Origin of the sequence: Achromobacter sp. 2789STDY5608621 (assembly GCF_001299375.1) — a bacterium.
In the GTDB taxonomy this organism is placed as follows: Bacteria; Pseudomonadota; Gammaproteobacteria; order Burkholderiales; family Burkholderiaceae_B; genus Achromobacter; species Achromobacter insuavis.
In genome coordinates this window covers 50,182-67,051 of the sequence record NZ_CYTU01000024.1, presented here as the reverse complement: position 1 = coordinate 67,051, position 16,870 = coordinate 50,182, and the positions used below count along the sequence as shown (strand labels likewise).

Here is a 16,870-nt window from a genome sequence, read left to right as displayed (position 1 = left end):
TAAATCAATCATATGATAGTGTAGCAAATGATAAATTTCTGAGAGAATCTCCTCATGGACCGCTCACAAAACCGCTTGAAGAAAGTTCAACAGCTCGTGGAGGCCGCCGGCGGACAGGCGCGCTTTGCGGAGCTGGTTGGCATATCTCCTTCGCAGGCCTGGCAGATTGCAGGTAGCTCACCCGTGCGCGGTATTGGAAGCAAAATGGCGGCCCGGATTGAGCAAGCGTTTGGCAAGCCGGCAGGTTGGCTGGACTGGCCTGACGACGCGCCACCCTTCAGTGCTGCTCCGCTTGCCACCTCCGGCTCCGGTGCCGGTCGGCGCGTGCCTGTGATCAACTACGTGCAAGCCGGCCAGCTTACGGAGGTCGGCGCGCATTTCTGCGGTGAGGCGCTTGAGTATCTGCTGACCGACATTCCTCTCTCGGAACGCGCGTTCGGACTGGAGATTCAGGGTCGTTCCATGGCGCCCCAATTTGCGCCGGGCGACAAGATCATCGTCGATCAAGAGGTGGCCCCAAAGCCGGGTTCATTCGTTGTGGCGATGAACGGGGGGGAGGAGGCCACATTTAAAAAATACCGCCCCCGAGGCCTGGACGCTAATGGCAATGACGTGTTCGAACTTGTTCCGCTGAACGAAGACTTTCCGTCGTTTTTTAGCGACAGGCAGGAACTGGTGATTATTGGAACCATGGTCGAACACCGCCGTTACTACCGCTGAGTCATTTCGGATGCCCGCTTTTTCTTCAGGACAATTTGAGGAAGCGCTTAGACACCTGGCAGCGGTTCCTTCGCGCGAGAAGCTGACCTCGATCGCGTCCGCATTACGCCGTGGTCCGAAAGAACAGCGTGAAGTCATCGCCGCGCCGTTTGTCGCGGATCATTTGGCAGCAGTTGCGCATGCGTGCGGCTCCGCGAGCGTGGCAGCAATATTGAACGATCCGTGGATAGACGCAGCATACAAGAGCGCTACACGAAGTCTCGCCCTTGTTCCGCCCGATGAAGCCGACACCAAAGCCACTAAACGCTTTCTCAGCGGGCTGGGCCACTCCTTCGATGTGCCACCTGAAGTAACTCCCGGGCCGCTGCATCCCGGAGATATAGTTGATGCCCTGGACCAGACCACGCCAACTGCCTTTCGTTGGGCGGTCCTGGTATTGGGCGCGCTCCAGGAGTACCACCTTGAACCTGATGCACCTCGACGCTGGGCTGAGGTTTACAAGCACGTCCAGAGCCTTGAACAGCGGATTCAGAACGGGGCGGCAGCGCTGAGAGATTTAACGGCCCTATCGGAGACCTTCCATCCTCCAAGCCATTATCAGGTCGCGCAACAGCACACCGACCGCGCAGTATCCGCCAGCGTGGAACGTCGAACATTGATTGCCATGAAAAAGCCGCTGCGCTACATCAGTGACGCGTTGCCTCCCCAGTTTCGCTTGGACGAAACAGCCTCCGTTCGCCTGTTGATCTATCGACTTTGCATAGCGAATAGATATGCTTTTCGCGCCACCAAACCGGCTGCGATTGAACTATTCCTGCAGGCCCGAGGCGTACGCCCGCTGGACTCTCGTAACGTCAATCGCGCAATCCGTGCGAACTCGCCTTACCCGCCCGCCAAGGGAGGCGTCGAGTACAGGCGGATATTGATCGCCAGCCGAGATAAATCCGCCTGGGCGAAAGACTGACGTTGTAATCCTCATTTCCGCCGGGGCGGAATTCATATCTCGAAAAGGCCGAAGTCGCCGTAGCACTTCCATCCGCCGACGGTGACAATGGGCGCGTTGGGCATGCACTACTTTTTGCTTGCTCGGAACAATATCATTTGCTATTGTTCGTCCATACAGCTTTTGATGTACACCACCAAAAGCAAAGCCCCGAATCTGTTGACGCAGACCGGGGCTTAGGAAGTACCGCAGTTGACGCTGCGGCCCTCAATCTCGGACAGCCGTAGGAGGCAAACATGTCCAAGCAAGATATCCGCCCGCAAGGCGCGGAGGGGATTTCTCATCCTCGCAATGTAGCAAAAGCACCGTTGACCGTCAACGATTCGTCAACGTCCCGCCTGCTGCTTGCGGCGGACAACGAGCTAGTGTGCTGGATCGAGGCTTCTGTCGAAGCGCTGCTGCAGCTGGAAGAACTGCTCAAGGCGATTGACGCGAGCGTCAGGGATCAACGTTACCCGAACCCGGCGGCGGCGCTAGGTCGTATCAGCAAGCTCGCTGCGATGGGCGCATACGTCGCCTCGGATATCGCCAACGGCGCAGACTGCGGCCGTGAGCGCTTCCAGGAACTCGCCGCCCCCTTCCGTGCTGCGGCTGGAGGTGCCGAATGAACCACCTCATCCACATCCACGGCACGGAAATCCCGGTTGTCGAGGTACATGGCGTGCGCGTCGTCACCCTCGCAATGGTTGACAGCGTGCATCAGCGCCCCGAAGGTACGGCCCGACGCAGCTTTAACGAAAACCGCGCGCGCTTCGTTGAAACGGAAGACTACCTCCAGATGACACCGGCGCAACTGCGCGAGCATTTCGTACGATCCGCGTCCGAAATCCCCGCCAACAAGCTGGTTCCCATCCAGGGCAGAGGCGTCACCCTGCTGACTGAATCTGGCTACCTCATGCTGGTCAAGAGCTTCACCGATGATCTGGCCTGGAAGGTTCAGCGTGACCTGGTGAATGGGTACTTCCGCCAGAAGATGAACAGCGTTGCTCACATGCCCGAAGTCGGGGCCAAGCTAGTGGGCGAGTTGGCAATCATGGAATGCTATACGCGCCTGCTGCGTCCGTCGCCATCGTCGCAGGTTGCCATGCTGCAGCACATCGCCAAGAGCCATCGCTTGGGCACTTCTTTTCTGCCGGACTACGTGGTGGACGCTGCCGCAGACGGTCCCGCGGGCAGCAGCATGCCCACCGCATCGCTCACAACGCTGCTCAAGGAACACGGCATTACAACAAACGTCGCCGCGTACAACGCCCTGCTCCGCGACGCCAGCATGATCGAAGAGCGCACGCGCACCAGTCGGTCGAATCCTACGAAGATGAAGCACTTCTGGGCTATTACAGAGAAAGGTCTCGCCTACGGCAAGAACCTGACCAATCCCGCATCGCCGCGGGAGACACAGCCGCATTGGTACGTTGAGCGGTTCGCTGAACTGCACAGCATTGTGTCGGACCGCCTGCTCGGCAAGGGAGGTGCCGCATGAACGCCACTCCCAATCCCAAGTTCAGGGCCGCCAGCAATGCGTTGCTGGAGATCAACGAGATCTCGACCAGGCTGCGCGCAATCCTGGACATGATGACCGGCAACGGCTTTCTCATTTTCGAGGAGATGGAAAAGGACTTGCGCGAAGGCCTGATCAACCAAGCCTATATCCTCGCCGTCGAAGTCACCGACAAAAGCGGCATCGCGCTTAACGGCGTTTGCGGAGGTGCAGCATGAGCACATTGCACTTCCCTATCGATGGCTTCCGTGCCGCGGAGGAATGGCACGTCTTGTTCTGCGCTGCGGCCGATGCGGCCGAGGGCTATCTCTTCCCTTCGGGTCTGCGACAAGCGTTCGACCTCGTTCCTACTTCCGCCCAATCCGACTTTCTGGACGCGATCGGCGCGCTGCTCGTCAACTTCCAAGTGATCGGTATGCCTATGCCCGGGTGCCAAGACCTACAAAATGACGTCTACCTGCATGCGATGTCCCCACAGATGCAAGACGAATGGGGGGCAGAGCAAGAACGCGTCGAGGCTCTGGGAGATGCAGAATGAGCAGGCCCGTAACACTTAAGGAGGCCGGAGACGCACTTCAACGTGCGGTCGAAACGCTGCTCCAGATCAATTCCGTATTGTGCGTGATTCGGTATGCCACCCAAACCGGCAAACAGGACATTTTGAACGTCCTGGACATGGCCGAGATTGCCATCAACTTGTCGGGAGAGATGGCGGAGTCAGCCGAAGAATGGGCCGACCTATTCAAGGCCGCTGCTGAAAAGGGGGCCGCCGAATGAAATACGCCCTCACCAAACAAGCCAGCGTCGACTTATTCACCGCGCACCTGTGGTTCGAAGTCATGGAGGAACAGAAGGAAAACCTGCGGGCGCTTATCTCGGTACTCCGGGGCATCCTCGACACGCCCGAAATCAGCCAAGACGTGCGCACGCTACTGGCAATCACGGCCGACACCTGCGAAGACCATAAGGCTTGGTACAAGCTGCGGGAAGCCCTCGGCATGAAGCCAGGGAGGCAGAAAGGGGACGGCGATGAATAAGCCCCGAACTCCCACCGAGCAGTTGGCGGCGGCCGTGCGCGGCCGCGCGCTCTATACGCGCCTGTACGACAAGGCCACAGCAGAACTCTCCGAGGCCAAAGCGGAGGCGGCTGCCATGCGTGAACGCTGCGCCAAACTGGCAAGCGCGCTCGAGATCACGACGCGCATTCTGGACGCCTCGGCGGACCCGCAACTGAAGGCCGGTGCCGCCGCAGCGCGAAGCCTGCTCGACACGGCTGGGCGTCCGCCTGCAACGGAGAGGACGGCATGATCACAATCATCGAACTCCTCAACCAGCGTCGGCGGGCCCTACTCATCCAGGAACTCGAGCGCCAGTGGCCAGGTTGCGGCGCCCACACGAAGCGCAACCAGCTCACGAAGCAGGACGATGTGGTCTGGAGCCTATTACTGCCTAAGCACGTGGACGCGGAAATTCGGGTCTACGTGCGCGGGTGGAACGCTACCATGGACGATGCTCGGCGAGTCATCGCAGGGGCTAGCCCTCTCGAGGGAACCGACATTCCTGTCACGGCGGTCTCGACTAGCTATAGCCAACGGGGAAGCCGACCGCCGAGTCGAAAGAATCCAGCCGCAGCACGTCAGGCTCGCTCCAATCTTGAAGCGCTGTTCCACAGACAGGAGGGGGGCATTGATGCGTGAGCAAGGAGAGTCCCTTCTGCCGCTGAAAGTGGTGCAAAGCCGAGTTGGTATGGGCAAGACCAAGATCTACGAGCAGATCAAGATTGGCGAATTCCCGGCGCACATCAAGAACGGGCGTACATCTGTGTGGATTGAATCGGAGATCGACGAGTGGATCTCGCAGACCATCACGCGAACAAGAGGCTCAACATAAGCCGTTCCTGGCTAGCACCGCAGCCACCCCAAAAAGGGTGGTTTTTTCTTTGGCAAAAAGCCACCCGGAGGTGGCTGTCGTGGAAGTCAAAATGCTCAAATTGGCACCACGTGGATGACTGAAACATCGGGACATGCGGACGGGGAAGCAGTGAACTGGGGGAGGCCCCTTCAGATCTGAGCAAGCGTCTGGACGCTTGGCATGTCGTGCCGACGCCGTTGAGGTCCTAGCTATTGAATGCCGTAGCCCGAATGCCTAGTAGCTCTTCTTCGAGTTTGTATGCCGCAATTTGGATGCCAGCAACAATGGCATCGGAGGGAGCCAGAGGTTCCTCGTGTTCGTCTTCAAAGTGGATTCCCGTAACCGATTGCTTGAACATAATAGCTGCAGAGGTTGCGGGAACATTCCGGATGGCGTCACGAACGGTCGGTAAATGCTGGATCCGGAGCGAGAGCCTGTCGAATAGACTCTTGAGCTCGCGTTCCAAGATTTCGTCTCTGCTCCCGCAGTGGTAGGTAATACTCTTATCCAAAAGGGCGCTGGTCATCGTGCAAATCTCAATCGCCTCTTTAGCAACAGCCTCCCTCCTGAACTTTTCCCGTTCGCGTGCTATCGCCAGCCGATGGACAACGTACCAGCCGATGATTGCTGCAACTAACGCAATGACGCCCACGGAGGATCGTTCATCCATTTCGAAGGCGCTTGCTAGCTTCTTCGACGTATTGGTGAATTTCTCGAATTAGCGCTTGATTGGACGACTTAAGATGGATGAGGCGGAAAAACTCATCCGCTTTCACCTTCGCTTGTCTGATAGCCCCCCCAAACGCTTCCTCAAGAAAAGAGGATCCATACCCCAGAACTCCATCAAGCTCAATCTCTATTGATTGGTGTTCATGAAGCGCCGGTAGCAAGAAGCGCTCTCTGAACGCTTCGCCGCTTGTACCGCCCTTTTTTTTGTACCGTCCGGAGGGAAACCGGGTAAAGTCGTTTGCTACGTTAACTTGTTTCATTCTGCACCCTCATTTAAGGGTAGATGCCACCACACTAAGGTTGCGCGTATGTCGATGTGCAAGTTCGTGGTTTCGACCACGGGCTCCTCTTGCCCAGCCTCTAGCTTGTAGTACACCTGACCTTGATTGCTGATCATAGCAAGCTCCCCGCTACCATGACGTTTCAGCACGGAAAGAGCATCACGAGAACCCTTTCCGCGTTCGTCGAGGCCAGTCCGGCTTTTCCCGTACTCCATGGCTGCTCGAATCGCGCTGATGTCAGCGTTCTGCCCTCCGAACGTCTGGCCGACCCACGCTCGGAACTCCGCAGGGATCGTACGCAATGTAGTGCGGCGGTAGCCAATCCCCGTGTCGCAAACGGCAGCGGTGAAGCTAGATCCTTTCACATTTGTAAGCAACCACCACTTGTTAGACGGATGAGCAGGTACCTGCCGATCCAAAGCCTCTGAGTACGCGTGCTCCGTCGTATTTATAATGGCTTCCGACACTCCTCGCCATACGTCTTCGGCACGAAGTGACCGTGCAATGAACTCATTAGCCCGATCCGCGACCCGGCTGATCAGCGTTCCCGGCACCTCGCCTGACTGGTCGGCTCCCCGTGTGCATCTCCAGAAGACAACGTCATCTCTGTCGGGCACGATGTCAAGCGTGTCCCCACATAGCGCGGGGATCTCTAGCTGTTTGAGAACCTGCCTTGGAAGGCTAAGGCGCGGTGGCTTGACCGTTATAGGCTTGTGATGGGTGGACAAGGCGATAGCTCGGTCCAGTTCGGCATACATCAGCAATGCACCTGGAGCGTAAATTTTTTTAGTCCGAGAGAAATCCAACACAGTGGACTGCCCACCCGCGATAACGCGCTGCTGGATCGCGCGAATGAACTTAATTAGGTCTCGCCCATTCTCTCCTTGAAGTCCGACGACTGCGGGCGCGTAAATTCGGTCACTAGGCTGGACATATTTGTGTCCAGGATCCTGCATGGGGCAGCGTGAGCGGAGCAACCTACGGCGATTTCGCTCCTTGGCCAACACATCCCACCTAAGAAGTTGAGCCGGTGTTCTATATTTCAAGGCAAATTTACTCTGTGGTGGTTGGTCGGTCGCGCTAAACGATCGGGAAGAAGGCAATCCTATCCGCTAGCCTAGCTGTCTCGTTTAGCAACGAATCTCGAACGGGGCCAAGGCTAGATAGCCCCCCCGGGCGCGTTTTGCAGTTCACAGGCGGTCAGATGCGAGCCCACTGCCTCGCCTCATCATCCCGCAGCCGAGCTCCCAGAGCCCCTCTACCACTTGCCCCAGTACGCGGGCAGGATGACCGTTTCCCAGTGGGATACCGGGTAGGCGGGATTGAACGACAACGTACCCTGCGCCGCAGTATGTATGGCCAACGTCGGCGCGACCAGAGCATAACGTAGAGTTGACGCATGCAGATCTGATGTGGCCCCCCCGCAAATTTACCGGTTGCCCCATAAGTTGCCCCACTGCACTAGAAATAACAAAGGCCGTTAGTGAACACTCTCACTAACGGCCTTGATTTTATTGGTCGGGGCGGCGGGATTCGAACTCGCGACCCTCTGCTCCCAAATTAGAAACGCACGAACGCCAGCGAACGCCAGCGAACGAATAACCGACTGATTTCTAAGGCTTTCCACGAATTTCCTTGTTCGTCGACGTTCGCTAATGTACGCTGACAGCCGCAAAAATGTTGTCCCATATGTTGTCCCATATGGCGGTTGGAACAGAAGAACGGAGAAATTTGAGGAACTATGACGAGATACCCGAAACGCGGAAAAGGTGCGCGGTGGACCGTCAAGGAACTGGAAGCGGTGCCGGCGGAATGGGCCGGCGATCACCTGGCCGATGGAGACGGCCTGACTGGGGAGATCCGGATCCAGCGCGGCACAATGGCCGTGGTGTGGCGATATGCCTATCGCTTGGGCGACAAGGTCAAGAGATTCTACTGCGGCTCATGGCCGGAGCGCACACTCGACGAGATCCGCACCGCTAGGAACAAAGCGCGAGCGGACATTAAGGCGGGCCGCAATCCGTCAGCCGTTCGCGACTTGGAAAAAGCCCAGGCGCGGGAAGCCGTGGCAGCTGAATCTGCCGCAGTAACCGCCGCTGAAGAGGCGGCCACGACCGACGCCCTTTCGGTCCGAGAGATGTATAAAAGCTGGTTGGAATCGGGAGTAAAGCGGGCCGACGGCAACACCGAAGTGATGCGCATCGTTGAAAAAGACGTGCTTCCCTTGATCGGTGATACTGCCGTGCGATCAATTCGCGAGAAGGATATTGAGCGAGTGATCCGCTCGATCGTTGGCCGCGGTTGCAATCGGCTGGCCGAGGTGACCTTCCAGATACTGGGTCAAATGTTCCATTGGGCAGAGAAGCGCCAACCGTGGCGCAAGCTGCTTTCGGAGGGAAATCCGGTCGAGCTGGTTGAACTGGGGGTGCTCCTAGCAGACGATTACGACCCGGATAACGTCCGCGAACGCGTTCTCCCACCCATTGAGATAGTCGAGCTCCAAACCCGATACCGCGAGTTGGAGGAGCAGTATCTCACTTCAGACGACAAGCGAAAGAGGAAGCCTCCTTCCGAAGCGTTGCAGGCAGTTTCCTGGATCTGCTTGAGCACGCTATGCCGGATAGGTGAATTGCATCTCACTGAAATTGCTCATCTCGATCTCAGAGAGGGCACTTGGTTCATTCCCAAGGCGAACGTCAAAGGCAGAAAATCTCAAAAGCGGGACCACCTGGTTTTTCTTTCACCCTTCGCAATCAAACACTTCGAGACCCTCGTCAGCCTGGCGGGATCATCCCGCTGGCTCCTCCCTTCCCGCGACAATGACGCGGAGGTAGACCAACCGATGTACAAGCAGGCCTTTACTAAGCAAATCAAAGATCGGCAAGCCATGTTCAACGGAAAGTCCAAAGCACGCCGCGCTTCGGACAACTCCCTAGTGCTCGGCAAGGGCCAAAGCGGCAATTGGACGCCTCATGATTTGCGACGAACGGGGTCGACAATCATGGAGTCACTGGGAATCGATCCAAACATCATCGACCGCTGCCAGAATCACGCCATTCACACGGGCAAGAACCGTGTCAGACGCCACTACCAGTTGTACGACTACGCCGACGAGAAGCAAGCAGCATGGGCTAAGCTCGGCGAGTATTTGGAAAGACTGCTTTCGGGAGCGATGGCGCCGGCCGAGCTTCAAAAGCGGCTAACCACCAAGCAGCTACTCGCGGCATAAAAAAGGCCGAAGACCGTTAGGTCTTCGGCTGTTGGACGCATGAGGGCAGGACTAGATCACGCCCATCTTGGACATCGAATGACCGCTACCCGCCGCCACGATCACATGGTCGACCAATGAAACGTTCACCAGCCCCACGGCTTCCTTCAAGCGTCGCGTAACCTCAATATCCGCCCTGCTTGGCTGCGCCGAGCCCGAGGGATGATTGTGCGCAATCAAGATGGAATGCGCGTTATGCCGAATCGCGGCCTTGACGACCTCGCGCGGATACACGCTGGTCTCCGACAGCGTACCTCTAAACATCTCCTCGAAGGCGATCATTCTCAACTGCGCATCAAGGAACATTACGCCGAATACCTCGACGTCTGACAGCGCCAGCCGGGTCACGATATAGTCGATGGCAGCCGATGGCTTAGTCACTGGCAAGCGGCTACCCAGTGCCCCCTCCAATTGCAGCGCCGCCGCACTTAGCAACTCTTCAGGCGTCGCGGCTCGATAGAGGCCGCCCGCCTCACGCACCACCGGTGCGCCTTGGACAACCTTCTGCACGTGCCTTTTGCTTGCCCACACACTACTGAAACTTAGCTGCATTGCTTTCTCCTCCAAAAGCGAGGGTTGCCTATCAACCCATTCACGCTTGGTCGTGAACAGATGGAGGTGCCAAATACTGGCTAGGAGCGGAGGCTCCAATCGGCTTTCATCCCTGCACAATGGGCAATGCACATTCCGTAGAACCCATGGCGACGATTTCCCGCAGCCTTGCATTGACGAGTCGTCTGCGGGACGCCATCGATTGAGGCCTGGGGAACTTCCCGCGTTGCGTCCAGCAACCATCGACCGCGGTCGTAGACAAACCTGCGGTCGAAAAATGCCGATAATACGCAGCCGAGCTCTTGCGCCAAGCCAGGCTCCAGGACGCGCGGTGTGCCGTCGAGTTTAAGCAATCCGCCGACCGCCGCAGAAGTGATTGGTGGCCATGGTGGCCATACCCGAGTGGTAGAGCAGGATTTCTGCTTGTCGCTAAACATAAAGCTCTCAGTCTGCGCATGCCCACCACTCGCTGAAATGCTGTGTCGAGCCATCAAGCCAAACAGGCTCGCCGATCCGCGGCATCAGCAGGCGAAAATCTCGATTCGCACCGGCTGCCGCGATACGTTTGAATGGGTCATCCCAAGGATGGACGCCCATGGCGAAGCGCCCAACGTGAGCAGGCAGCAGCAGCTTGGCACGCAACAACTCTGCGGCATCGGCGGTCTCCTCCGGCGTCATGTGCAGGTAAGCCCAGCGCCTGTCGTACTGGCCGCTGTCCAGAGACACCAGATCGAAGCTCGGGAACTTGGCAGCGATGGCGGCGATGTGGGGGCCGTAACCGCTGTCGCCACCGAACAGTAAACGCTTTCCCGAAGCTTCCAGGACGAATCCAGCCCACAAGGTTTTGTTGCGGGTCAGCAGGCGTCCAGAGAAGTGCCGCGCAGGCACTACATGCACGAGAAAGCCGGCTTCCAAGGCAATGGTGTCGAACCAGTCACCTTCGTGGACCTGGTTGGCGGGGTAGCCCCAGTACCGCAGGTGCGAACCAACGCCAAGCGCCGTGATGACGTTCTTCACCTTGTCCTGCAAGGCCGTCACGCTGGCCCAATCCAGATGGTCCCAATGGTCGTGAGTGATGAGCAGGTAGTCGATGGGAGGCATGTCCTCCGCGGTATAGATGCCAGTGCCTGGAAACGCTCGATTGGAGACGGGCACTGGAGCCGCATAGCTGCTGAAAACCGGATCGATCAACAGTCGCCTGCCACCCAACTGGACGAAGTAGGACGAGTGACCTAGCCAAACCACCGTGTCGCGTTCGATGTCCAGTGCCCTCAAGTCCGTCTTGACAGTGGGGATGGGTTTGTCCGGCCGTCTGCCCTCCGCTTGCGAAAACAGATTCCCCAGCAGCACCGACGTGAAACTGGCGCCCTCGGTGAACATCGGCGTCTCGACAAGGTTCATGAATTCACCATTGACGTAGTTCGGGGATCGCTCGATGCGAGCCAGATCCGCCCCTTCTGGCAACTTCCCGAACTTCGGGTGCTGGAGGTACGCGCACGCGCTGATCGCCAGAGCACTGACCGCGATGAATGCCGCGCGGAGCCATGTGCGCGGCCATGACCTCATTGTGCGAATCGTTGGATTTCTCATCTTGTCGCCTTCCAAGCCCACCCTGTGGTCCACCACAACCCGGGGGACTACGCAACAGCCCGTCTATCGACGGCATAGCGTATCCATACGATGTCGGCAGAAAGGGTTTCAACGGATAGCAGGCGCAGAGTGCGCCCGGCCGCAGGCAATTCATTGGCCGATGCGCCGTGGTACTCGAAAATGCTGGGTATTCCGGCCAGCCCATCGATGCCGGGATACACCAACAAGCTAATCTCATCGATCAGATCGGCTTTGAGGAACGCCCCGTTGATCGTGCCACCTCCCTCCAGGAGCACGGTCTCGATGCCAAATTCATCGCCAAGCGTCGCCATGGCTGAGTGCAGGTCCTGGCCGTCGGCGCCGGCGAAAAGATAGGATACCCCGTCGTTGCGCAGCTCTTCCAGGTACTCGTCCGATACCTGCTTACCCAGTATCGCCACCAGGTGCTCGGCCCCGACATGATCCGTGCCGTAGTTGAGCTTTCCGGAAGGATCGACGGCAACCGCGACGGCGCGTTCCCCGCGATTCCCGATGTAGGTGCTGCGGTCGCATGACGTGTCGAAAGCGCCATGCGAGCGGGCGGTCCCACTGATCATATCGGCCATGGTCTTGCGGCCGACAATCCACCCCTGTCCGTTCAACCGTTGTGCGGCTTCGTCATAGACCGTGAGGATGGTGTTTACCTCCGCTCCTTCGGGAAGTGGGGTCCAGCGATCGGACAGGAGTCTGCCGTCAATGGAGCCGATCATGTGACAGATGATTTTCGGGCGCATGTGCCTTCTCGATTCGACGAATGCAGGACAAGACAGGCATCCATCAATGGTTGATTCCAGCGGCGGGCTTGCGCAAGGGGTACCGCCCCCGGACCTGGAGGGCATGGATTAGCCAAGGCACGCCAGTGCTGCTGAACAGTGAAGTTCTTGATATTGTGGCAAGAGATCAGTAGCGCGATAAGCTGGTAGAATCATAATACGCCCATGAAATAGTTTCATGAATGCCTCGTGACAACTACAGCGGCTTGCTCGCCTTCGTGACCGTCGCCCGTGAAGGCAATTTCACTCGCGCGGCTGCTCGATTGGGTGTCTCTCAGTCGGCGTTGAGCCATAGCATCCGAATGCTAGAAACCAATCTCGGCATTCGACTGCTGACACGGACGACCCGCAATGTCTCGCCTACGGAGGCCGGCGAGCGGCAGTACCAGAACATCTCGACGCAAATGGCCGAGATCGATACCCAAGTCCAGGCATTGAGCGAGTTTCGGGACAAACCCAGCGGAACCATCCGCATCACGGCGATGGACTATGCGATCAAGACAATCCTCTGGCCAAAGCTGCTGAAGTTCCTTCCGAAGTACCCCGACACCAAGGTTGAATTGGTCAGCAACTACACCATGAGCGACATTGCGGCGGATCGCTACGACGCGGGCGTGCGATTCGGCGAGTCACTGGCGCAGGACACGATCGCGGTCAGGGTCGGCCCTGATATGCGTTTCGCCCTTGTGGCGACGAAGGGCTTCCACGCCGGGCTACACCGACCCTGGCTACCCGGTCGAGGGCCGCGTGGTCGCGTAATGGCAACTGCCGATCTTCAGTATCTCAGGATTACAAGATACACCAATGAGCTTTACTCATAGGTGTAATCAGTCTCTGCGTCTAGTGCGCAAGGATGTCCGCACTTAAAGTTATGTTTTCCGTCCAGTGGGAACAGTCACGGTGCTGCATTTGTCCAATGCCGCTGGGATTCATCCTCGTAAGATTGGGGTCCGATCATGGTCAATTTCACCACCAGAGCCGCGGCATTCTTTACGCTGCTTTCATCCATCGCTCTGTTGTTTATTCTTGCATCGCCAGCGTCAGCACATCACGGGTGGAGTTCGTTCGACACACGCTATGCGTATTTCGCCTCCGGCACCATCACATATGTGCGCTGGGGCAATCCGCACAGCGAAGTTCGGCTCAAAGTCGAGAGCACGAAACTTCCCACGAATTGGAAAGAGCGCGACCTTCCTCCCGGAGCGGATGAGTCGAGTGCTCGCGCAACGATGGCGTCTGCTCGCCCTTATGGAGGGGAGCAAAAGGAACTGCGCCTGGTACTCGCCGGCCCTGGCTGGATGGAGCGCTGGGGTCTGGATCGCCCCTTGAAAGTTGGCGAGAAACTTGAAGTGGTGGGTTTTCTCAATTCCAGCCAGGATCGGGAACTGCGTCCGATGATCTTTTGGCTTAGTAACGGCCAGGGCGTTTGGCAGCAGTTGACTTCGCTGCCACAGCAGCCAGAGCCCGCATCGAATCAGCACAGTCAGTGATGCGGATGCTCGTCGATATCCTCAGCTCCATTGAGCGCTCGGGCCTTGGTGAGGCAATACGAACAACGCCCTATCTGTATCCCATCCTCATGAGCCTTCACGTCGTGGGAATTAGCATCTTGGTAGGTCCTGCCCTTGTCGTGGATCTACGGTCGCTTGGGATCGCTCGCAAGGTCGTCCCGGTGACTGTAACGACCCGGTATCTGCTTCCCGTGTGCCACATTGGATTTGCGGTCGTCCTCTGTACCGGAATCGCGATGTTCGTGGCTATTGCGATGGCTGTCGGTGAAAGTCCGGCAGCACCATGGAAATTCGGACTCATCGCTATTGCTGGCATCAATATTGCCGTCTTTCACAAAGGCATTTACCGAACCGTCGAAAAATGGGACTTCGACGCAAGTCCCCCGACGCCAGCAAAACTGGCGGCAAAAGTATCTGCACTTTCATGGACTGGCGTGATCTTCGCTGGGCGCTTCCTAGCGTACTGAACATGCTTGAGGGCGGCCTATTTCCACACTACGATGGGGTCGCCCATTTCCATTCAGCTTCTGATGGAATCTGTACGCATCAACGGAGCGAACGAGAGTTCGCAGCGCGCTCGCGTGCCCCACTCAGTTTTTCCCACGCAGGCCCAATTGTGTTACGACCGGCCGCCATTTGCTAATTTCAGCGCGAATCAACTGATCGAAGTCGGAAGGCGTCCCGACGCTGACAATCATGCCTCGATCGCGTAATTTCTTAACGATCTCGGGAGCATTCATGGCAATGCGAATATCTGCGTTGATCCTCTTGACCAGAGCCCTATCCATATCTTTTGGCCCAAGAATACCGAACCATGTACTGACTTCGTAGTTAGACACCCCAGATTCGGCTATCGTAGGGACGCTGCTGAGCACGGGCACGCGCGTGCGCGACGTAACTGCGATCGCCCTGACATTTCCGGCGTCGATTTGCTCCTTGGCGCCCGGAACCGTGTTGAAGCTGAGTGGCACGTGTCCGCCCATTACATTAGTGAGCGATTCAGCGTCCCCTTTGAAGTAGATAGCCTCGATGTTCGCACCACTCATCGAATTGAACAGCTCACCTGACAGATGCACAGACGTTCCCTTGCCGGAAGTTCCGTAAGATAACAGGCTCGGATCGGCTTTCGATGCGGCAACCACTTCCATAACATTCTGGTACGGGCTATTCTTCGGCACCAGCAGCACATTCGGCACGTCGACTACTTTAGCAACCGGCGTAAAGTCCTCAACGGTGCGGTACGGCAGTTTCTCATACACCAATTCATTTATCGCGTGTCCACTCGCAACGATCAATAGCGTACGTCCATCGGGGGCTGCTGTCGAAACCTGCCGTGCACCAATGGTGCCAGCCGCTCCTGGCCTATTTTCCACCACTACCGGCTGATTCCACATAACGGTAAGTCTGCCGGCCAGATCGCGCGCCACGAGGTCTGTAGCCCCGCCGGGCGCGAACGGCACAATGATCCGTGTTGAGATATTCTGCGCCGTTACAACGAATGGAAAAATGGCAGTAGTCAATATTGCGAGAATGATCCTAAGCTTCATGCTTGCTTCCTGTTGACGTAAGATTTTCTAAGGACAAGCCCAGCAATTCCTGCAGCACTTCTTCGGTGTGCTGGCCACATGTTGGAGGCGAGCTGTAGTGCTCGAGGGGTGTCGCGGACATGCGCATCGGTGACGCTATGAAGGGCACAACGCCACCGCTAACGTGTTTGACGTGACGGACAATTGCGCGCGCGCTTGTCTGTGGATCTGCCAACGCTTCAGCGAGCGTATTGATAGGGCCCGCCACCAGACCAGCGCGCTCAAGCGCCATCAGCCAATGGGCCTTGGTATTCGTGCGTAGCGTAGCCTGTATCGCTTCCAAAAGCGGAGCACGGTTTGTGACTCGTGCGCTGTTTGTCCTAAAGCGCTCGTCATCCATCAGCTCTGCGAGATCGAGGACTTCGCAAAGACGGCGAAATTGAGCGTCGTTACCCGTGACTATGACAATGCTGGCGTCTGCACAGGCGAACGAACAGGAAGGTGATACCGAGGGGGCACCGTTACCGAACCGACCGGGCACTACGCCGGAAACGAGGTAATGACTGGCTTGGTGAGACATCGCCGCCAACTGCGCATCGAACATCGAAATGTCGATGTATTGGCCCTCGGTGCTGCGAGTATCTCTCGCATAGAGGGCAGCCTGAATCGCCAGAGCGGCGTAGGTTCCGGCCATCATGTCAGACATTACTAGCCCAACTTTCAGTGGCCCACCTCCAGGCTCCTCGTCCGGCTTGCCCGTAACACTCATGAGGCCACACATTGCCTGCATCACTGTGTCGTAGCCCATCTGATGCTTACGAGGACCGGTCTGCCCAAACCCACTTATCGAGCAGTAGATGATGCGAGGGTTTATCTTGGAAATGGTGACGTAATCTAGCCCGTACTTGGCGAGGCCACCGGCCTTGAAGTTTTCGACAAAAACATCACACTTTTCCGCTAGCTTCTGAACGGCCTTCTGTCCTTCGGGTGTGCTGATGTCCAACGCGACCGAGCGCTTATTGCGGTTGACGCTGAGATAGTAACTGGACTCGTCGGTAGGCTTTCCTTGACCGTCCACCAAGAACGGGGGGCCAAGGCGCCTCTGATCGTCGCCTCTACCAGGTTGTTCAACTTTAATAACATCTGCGCCCAAGTCGCCAAGGATCTGTGTTCCCCAAGGCCCAGAGAACACCCGAGTCATATCCAACACTCGAATTCCCGCGAGCGGGCGACTATCTATTCTCTCGTTCTTCCCGGCAATAGTTGCCATATTCGCCTCTTACATTGATGAGATCAGATCTTCAAGCAAAAGGCGTGCCACCGTCTGACTATCCATTTTTACGACGAAGGCGCGCGCGACACTTTTGGAAGGATGGCGTCAACAACTTCACAACTGCCTTCTGCAGCTACATTGCAGATGTCGTCGCCTTGCGAAAGGTCTCGTCGCCACCATCCCAACCAGTGTTAAT

22 protein-coding genes are annotated in these 16,870 nt (G+C 57.2%); 15 read left to right on the top strand and 7 right to left on the bottom strand.

The genetic code is table 11. The features are described 5' to 3' along the window. The first annotated feature begins 54 nt into the window (after positions 1–54). The 11 genes from AOZ53_RS33680 to AOZ53_RS20760 all read left to right on the top strand — a co-directional run bounded on the left by AOZ53_RS33680 (position 55) and on the right by AOZ53_RS20760 (position 5,111). Positions 55–720, top strand: a complete 666-nt coding sequence (locus AOZ53_RS33680; RefSeq protein ID WP_082385718.1) for a LexA family protein — start codon at positions 55–57, stop codon at positions 718–720. A 10-nt stretch (positions 721–730) separates the two neighbouring features. Continuing rightward, positions 731–1,684 carry a hypothetical protein gene (locus tag AOZ53_RS34345; protein WP_156333458.1) on the top strand — a complete coding sequence of 318 codons (954 nt, stop codon included), beginning with the start codon at positions 731–733 and terminating at the stop codon, positions 1,682–1,684. Between the two features lie 275 nt (positions 1,685–1,959). Next, the gene (locus tag AOZ53_RS20800) at positions 1,960–2,331 is read left to right on the top strand and encodes a hypothetical protein (protein ID WP_156333457.1); all 372 of its coding nucleotides are present in this window, start codon (positions 1,960–1,962) and stop codon (positions 2,329–2,331) included. Next, a complete protein-coding gene (locus AOZ53_RS20795) occupies positions 2,328–3,203 on the top strand; it encodes an ORF6N domain-containing protein (RefSeq protein WP_054489122.1) in 876 nt (291 codons plus the stop codon). Before AOZ53_RS20800 ends, AOZ53_RS20795 begins: the two co-directional genes overlap by 4 nt. Then, positions 3,200–3,439 carry a hypothetical protein gene (locus tag AOZ53_RS20790; protein ID WP_054489120.1) on the top strand — a complete coding sequence of 80 codons (240 nt, stop codon included), beginning with the start codon at positions 3,200–3,202 and terminating at the stop codon, positions 3,437–3,439. Before AOZ53_RS20795 ends, AOZ53_RS20790 begins: the two co-directional genes overlap by 4 nt. After that, positions 3,436–3,759: a hypothetical protein gene (locus AOZ53_RS20785; protein WP_054489118.1), complete on the top strand. Its 324-nt coding sequence runs from the start codon at positions 3,436–3,438 to the stop codon at positions 3,757–3,759. Before AOZ53_RS20790 ends, AOZ53_RS20785 begins: the two co-directional genes overlap by 4 nt. Beyond that, complete coding sequence (locus tag AOZ53_RS20780) at positions 3,756–3,998, top strand: hypothetical protein (RefSeq protein ID WP_054489116.1); 243 nt, start codon at positions 3,756–3,758, stop codon at positions 3,996–3,998. Before AOZ53_RS20785 ends, AOZ53_RS20780 begins: the two co-directional genes overlap by 4 nt. Then, positions 3,995–4,258: a hypothetical protein gene (locus AOZ53_RS20775; protein ID WP_054489114.1), complete on the top strand. Its 264-nt coding sequence runs from the start codon at positions 3,995–3,997 to the stop codon at positions 4,256–4,258. Before AOZ53_RS20780 ends, AOZ53_RS20775 begins: the two co-directional genes overlap by 4 nt. Beyond that, positions 4,251–4,529, top strand: coding sequence for a hypothetical protein (locus AOZ53_RS20770; RefSeq protein WP_054489111.1), 279 nt, complete (start codon positions 4,251–4,253; stop codon positions 4,527–4,529). Before AOZ53_RS20775 ends, AOZ53_RS20770 begins: the two co-directional genes overlap by 8 nt. After that, positions 4,526–4,918, top strand: coding sequence for a hypothetical protein (locus AOZ53_RS20765; RefSeq protein ID WP_054489108.1), 393 nt, complete (start codon positions 4,526–4,528; stop codon positions 4,916–4,918). The genes AOZ53_RS20770 and AOZ53_RS20765 overlap by 4 nt, the downstream gene beginning before the upstream one ends. Then, positions 4,911–5,111, top strand: a complete 201-nt coding sequence (locus AOZ53_RS20760) for a helix-turn-helix transcriptional regulator (RefSeq protein WP_054489106.1) — start codon at positions 4,911–4,913, stop codon at positions 5,109–5,111. Before AOZ53_RS20765 ends, AOZ53_RS20760 begins: the two co-directional genes overlap by 8 nt. A 226-nt stretch (positions 5,112–5,337) precedes the next feature. Here AOZ53_RS20760 and AOZ53_RS20755 read toward each other — a convergent pair whose 3' ends face one another. Together AOZ53_RS20755 and AOZ53_RS33675 are read right to left on the bottom strand one after the other, a co-directional pair. Next, positions 5,338–5,802, bottom strand: a complete 465-nt coding sequence (locus AOZ53_RS20755; protein WP_156333456.1) for a hypothetical protein — start codon at positions 5,800–5,802, stop codon at positions 5,338–5,340. Beyond that, the gene (locus AOZ53_RS33675; protein WP_082385717.1) at positions 5,795–6,121 is read right to left on the bottom strand and encodes an STAS-like domain-containing protein; all 327 of its coding nucleotides are present in this window, start codon (positions 6,119–6,121) and stop codon (positions 5,795–5,797) included. Before AOZ53_RS33675 ends, AOZ53_RS20755 begins: the two co-directional genes overlap by 8 nt. A 1,762-nt stretch (positions 6,122–7,883) precedes the next feature. On the opposite strand from AOZ53_RS33675, the gene AOZ53_RS20750 reads away from it, so the two are divergent. Further along, complete coding sequence (locus AOZ53_RS20750) at positions 7,884–9,371, top strand: tyrosine-type recombinase/integrase (protein ID WP_054448037.1); 1,488 nt, start codon at positions 7,884–7,886, stop codon at positions 9,369–9,371. A gap of 51 nt (positions 9,372–9,422) precedes the next feature. Here the strand turns inward: AOZ53_RS20750 and AOZ53_RS20745 are convergent, their stop codons facing one another. The 3 genes from AOZ53_RS20745 to AOZ53_RS20735 all read right to left on the bottom strand — a co-directional run bounded on the left by AOZ53_RS20745 (position 9,423) and on the right by AOZ53_RS20735 (position 12,325). After that, on the bottom strand, positions 9,423–9,962 hold the full coding sequence (locus tag AOZ53_RS20745) for a JAB domain-containing protein (RefSeq protein ID WP_054460692.1): 540 nt from the start codon (positions 9,960–9,962) through the stop codon (positions 9,423–9,425). Between the two features lie 444 nt (positions 9,963–10,406). Then, the gene (locus AOZ53_RS20740) at positions 10,407–11,552 is read right to left on the bottom strand and encodes an MBL fold metallo-hydrolase (RefSeq protein WP_197286504.1); all 1,146 of its coding nucleotides are present in this window, start codon (positions 11,550–11,552) and stop codon (positions 10,407–10,409) included. Positions 11,553–11,599: 47 nt separating this feature from the next. Further along, positions 11,600–12,325 carry a RibD family protein gene (locus tag AOZ53_RS20735; protein ID WP_054428365.1) on the bottom strand — a complete coding sequence of 242 codons (726 nt, stop codon included), beginning with the start codon at positions 12,323–12,325 and terminating at the stop codon, positions 11,600–11,602. Between the two features lie 221 nt (positions 12,326–12,546). On the opposite strand from AOZ53_RS20735, the gene AOZ53_RS20730 reads away from it, so the two are divergent. The 3 genes from AOZ53_RS20730 (at position 12,547) to AOZ53_RS33670 (ending at position 14,342) form a co-directional block, all read left to right on the top strand. Continuing rightward, a complete protein-coding gene (locus AOZ53_RS20730) occupies positions 12,547–13,185 on the top strand; it encodes a LysR family transcriptional regulator (protein ID WP_081397570.1) in 639 nt (212 codons plus the stop codon). Between the two features lie 135 nt (positions 13,186–13,320). After that, entirely contained in the window at positions 13,321–13,854 is a 534-nt protein-coding gene (locus AOZ53_RS34340) for a DUF6152 family protein (RefSeq protein ID WP_127185445.1), read from the top strand. Then, complete coding sequence (locus AOZ53_RS33670) at positions 13,854–14,342, top strand: DUF6644 family protein (RefSeq protein WP_108914246.1); 489 nt, start codon at positions 13,854–13,856, stop codon at positions 14,340–14,342. Before AOZ53_RS34340 ends, AOZ53_RS33670 begins: the two co-directional genes overlap by 1 nt. A 123-nt stretch (positions 14,343–14,465) precedes the next feature. On the opposite strand, the gene AOZ53_RS33665 is transcribed toward AOZ53_RS33670, so the two are convergent. Together AOZ53_RS33665 and AOZ53_RS33660 are read right to left on the bottom strand one after the other, a co-directional pair. Beyond that, entirely contained in the window at positions 14,466–15,422 is a 957-nt protein-coding gene (locus AOZ53_RS33665) for a Bug family tripartite tricarboxylate transporter substrate binding protein (protein ID WP_076409397.1), read from the bottom strand. After that, a complete protein-coding gene (locus AOZ53_RS33660) occupies positions 15,412–16,671 on the bottom strand; it encodes a CaiB/BaiF CoA transferase family protein (RefSeq protein WP_054448035.1) in 1,260 nt (419 codons plus the stop codon). The genes AOZ53_RS33665 and AOZ53_RS33660 overlap by 11 nt, the downstream gene beginning before the upstream one ends. Positions 16,672–16,870: the final 199 nt, after the last annotated feature.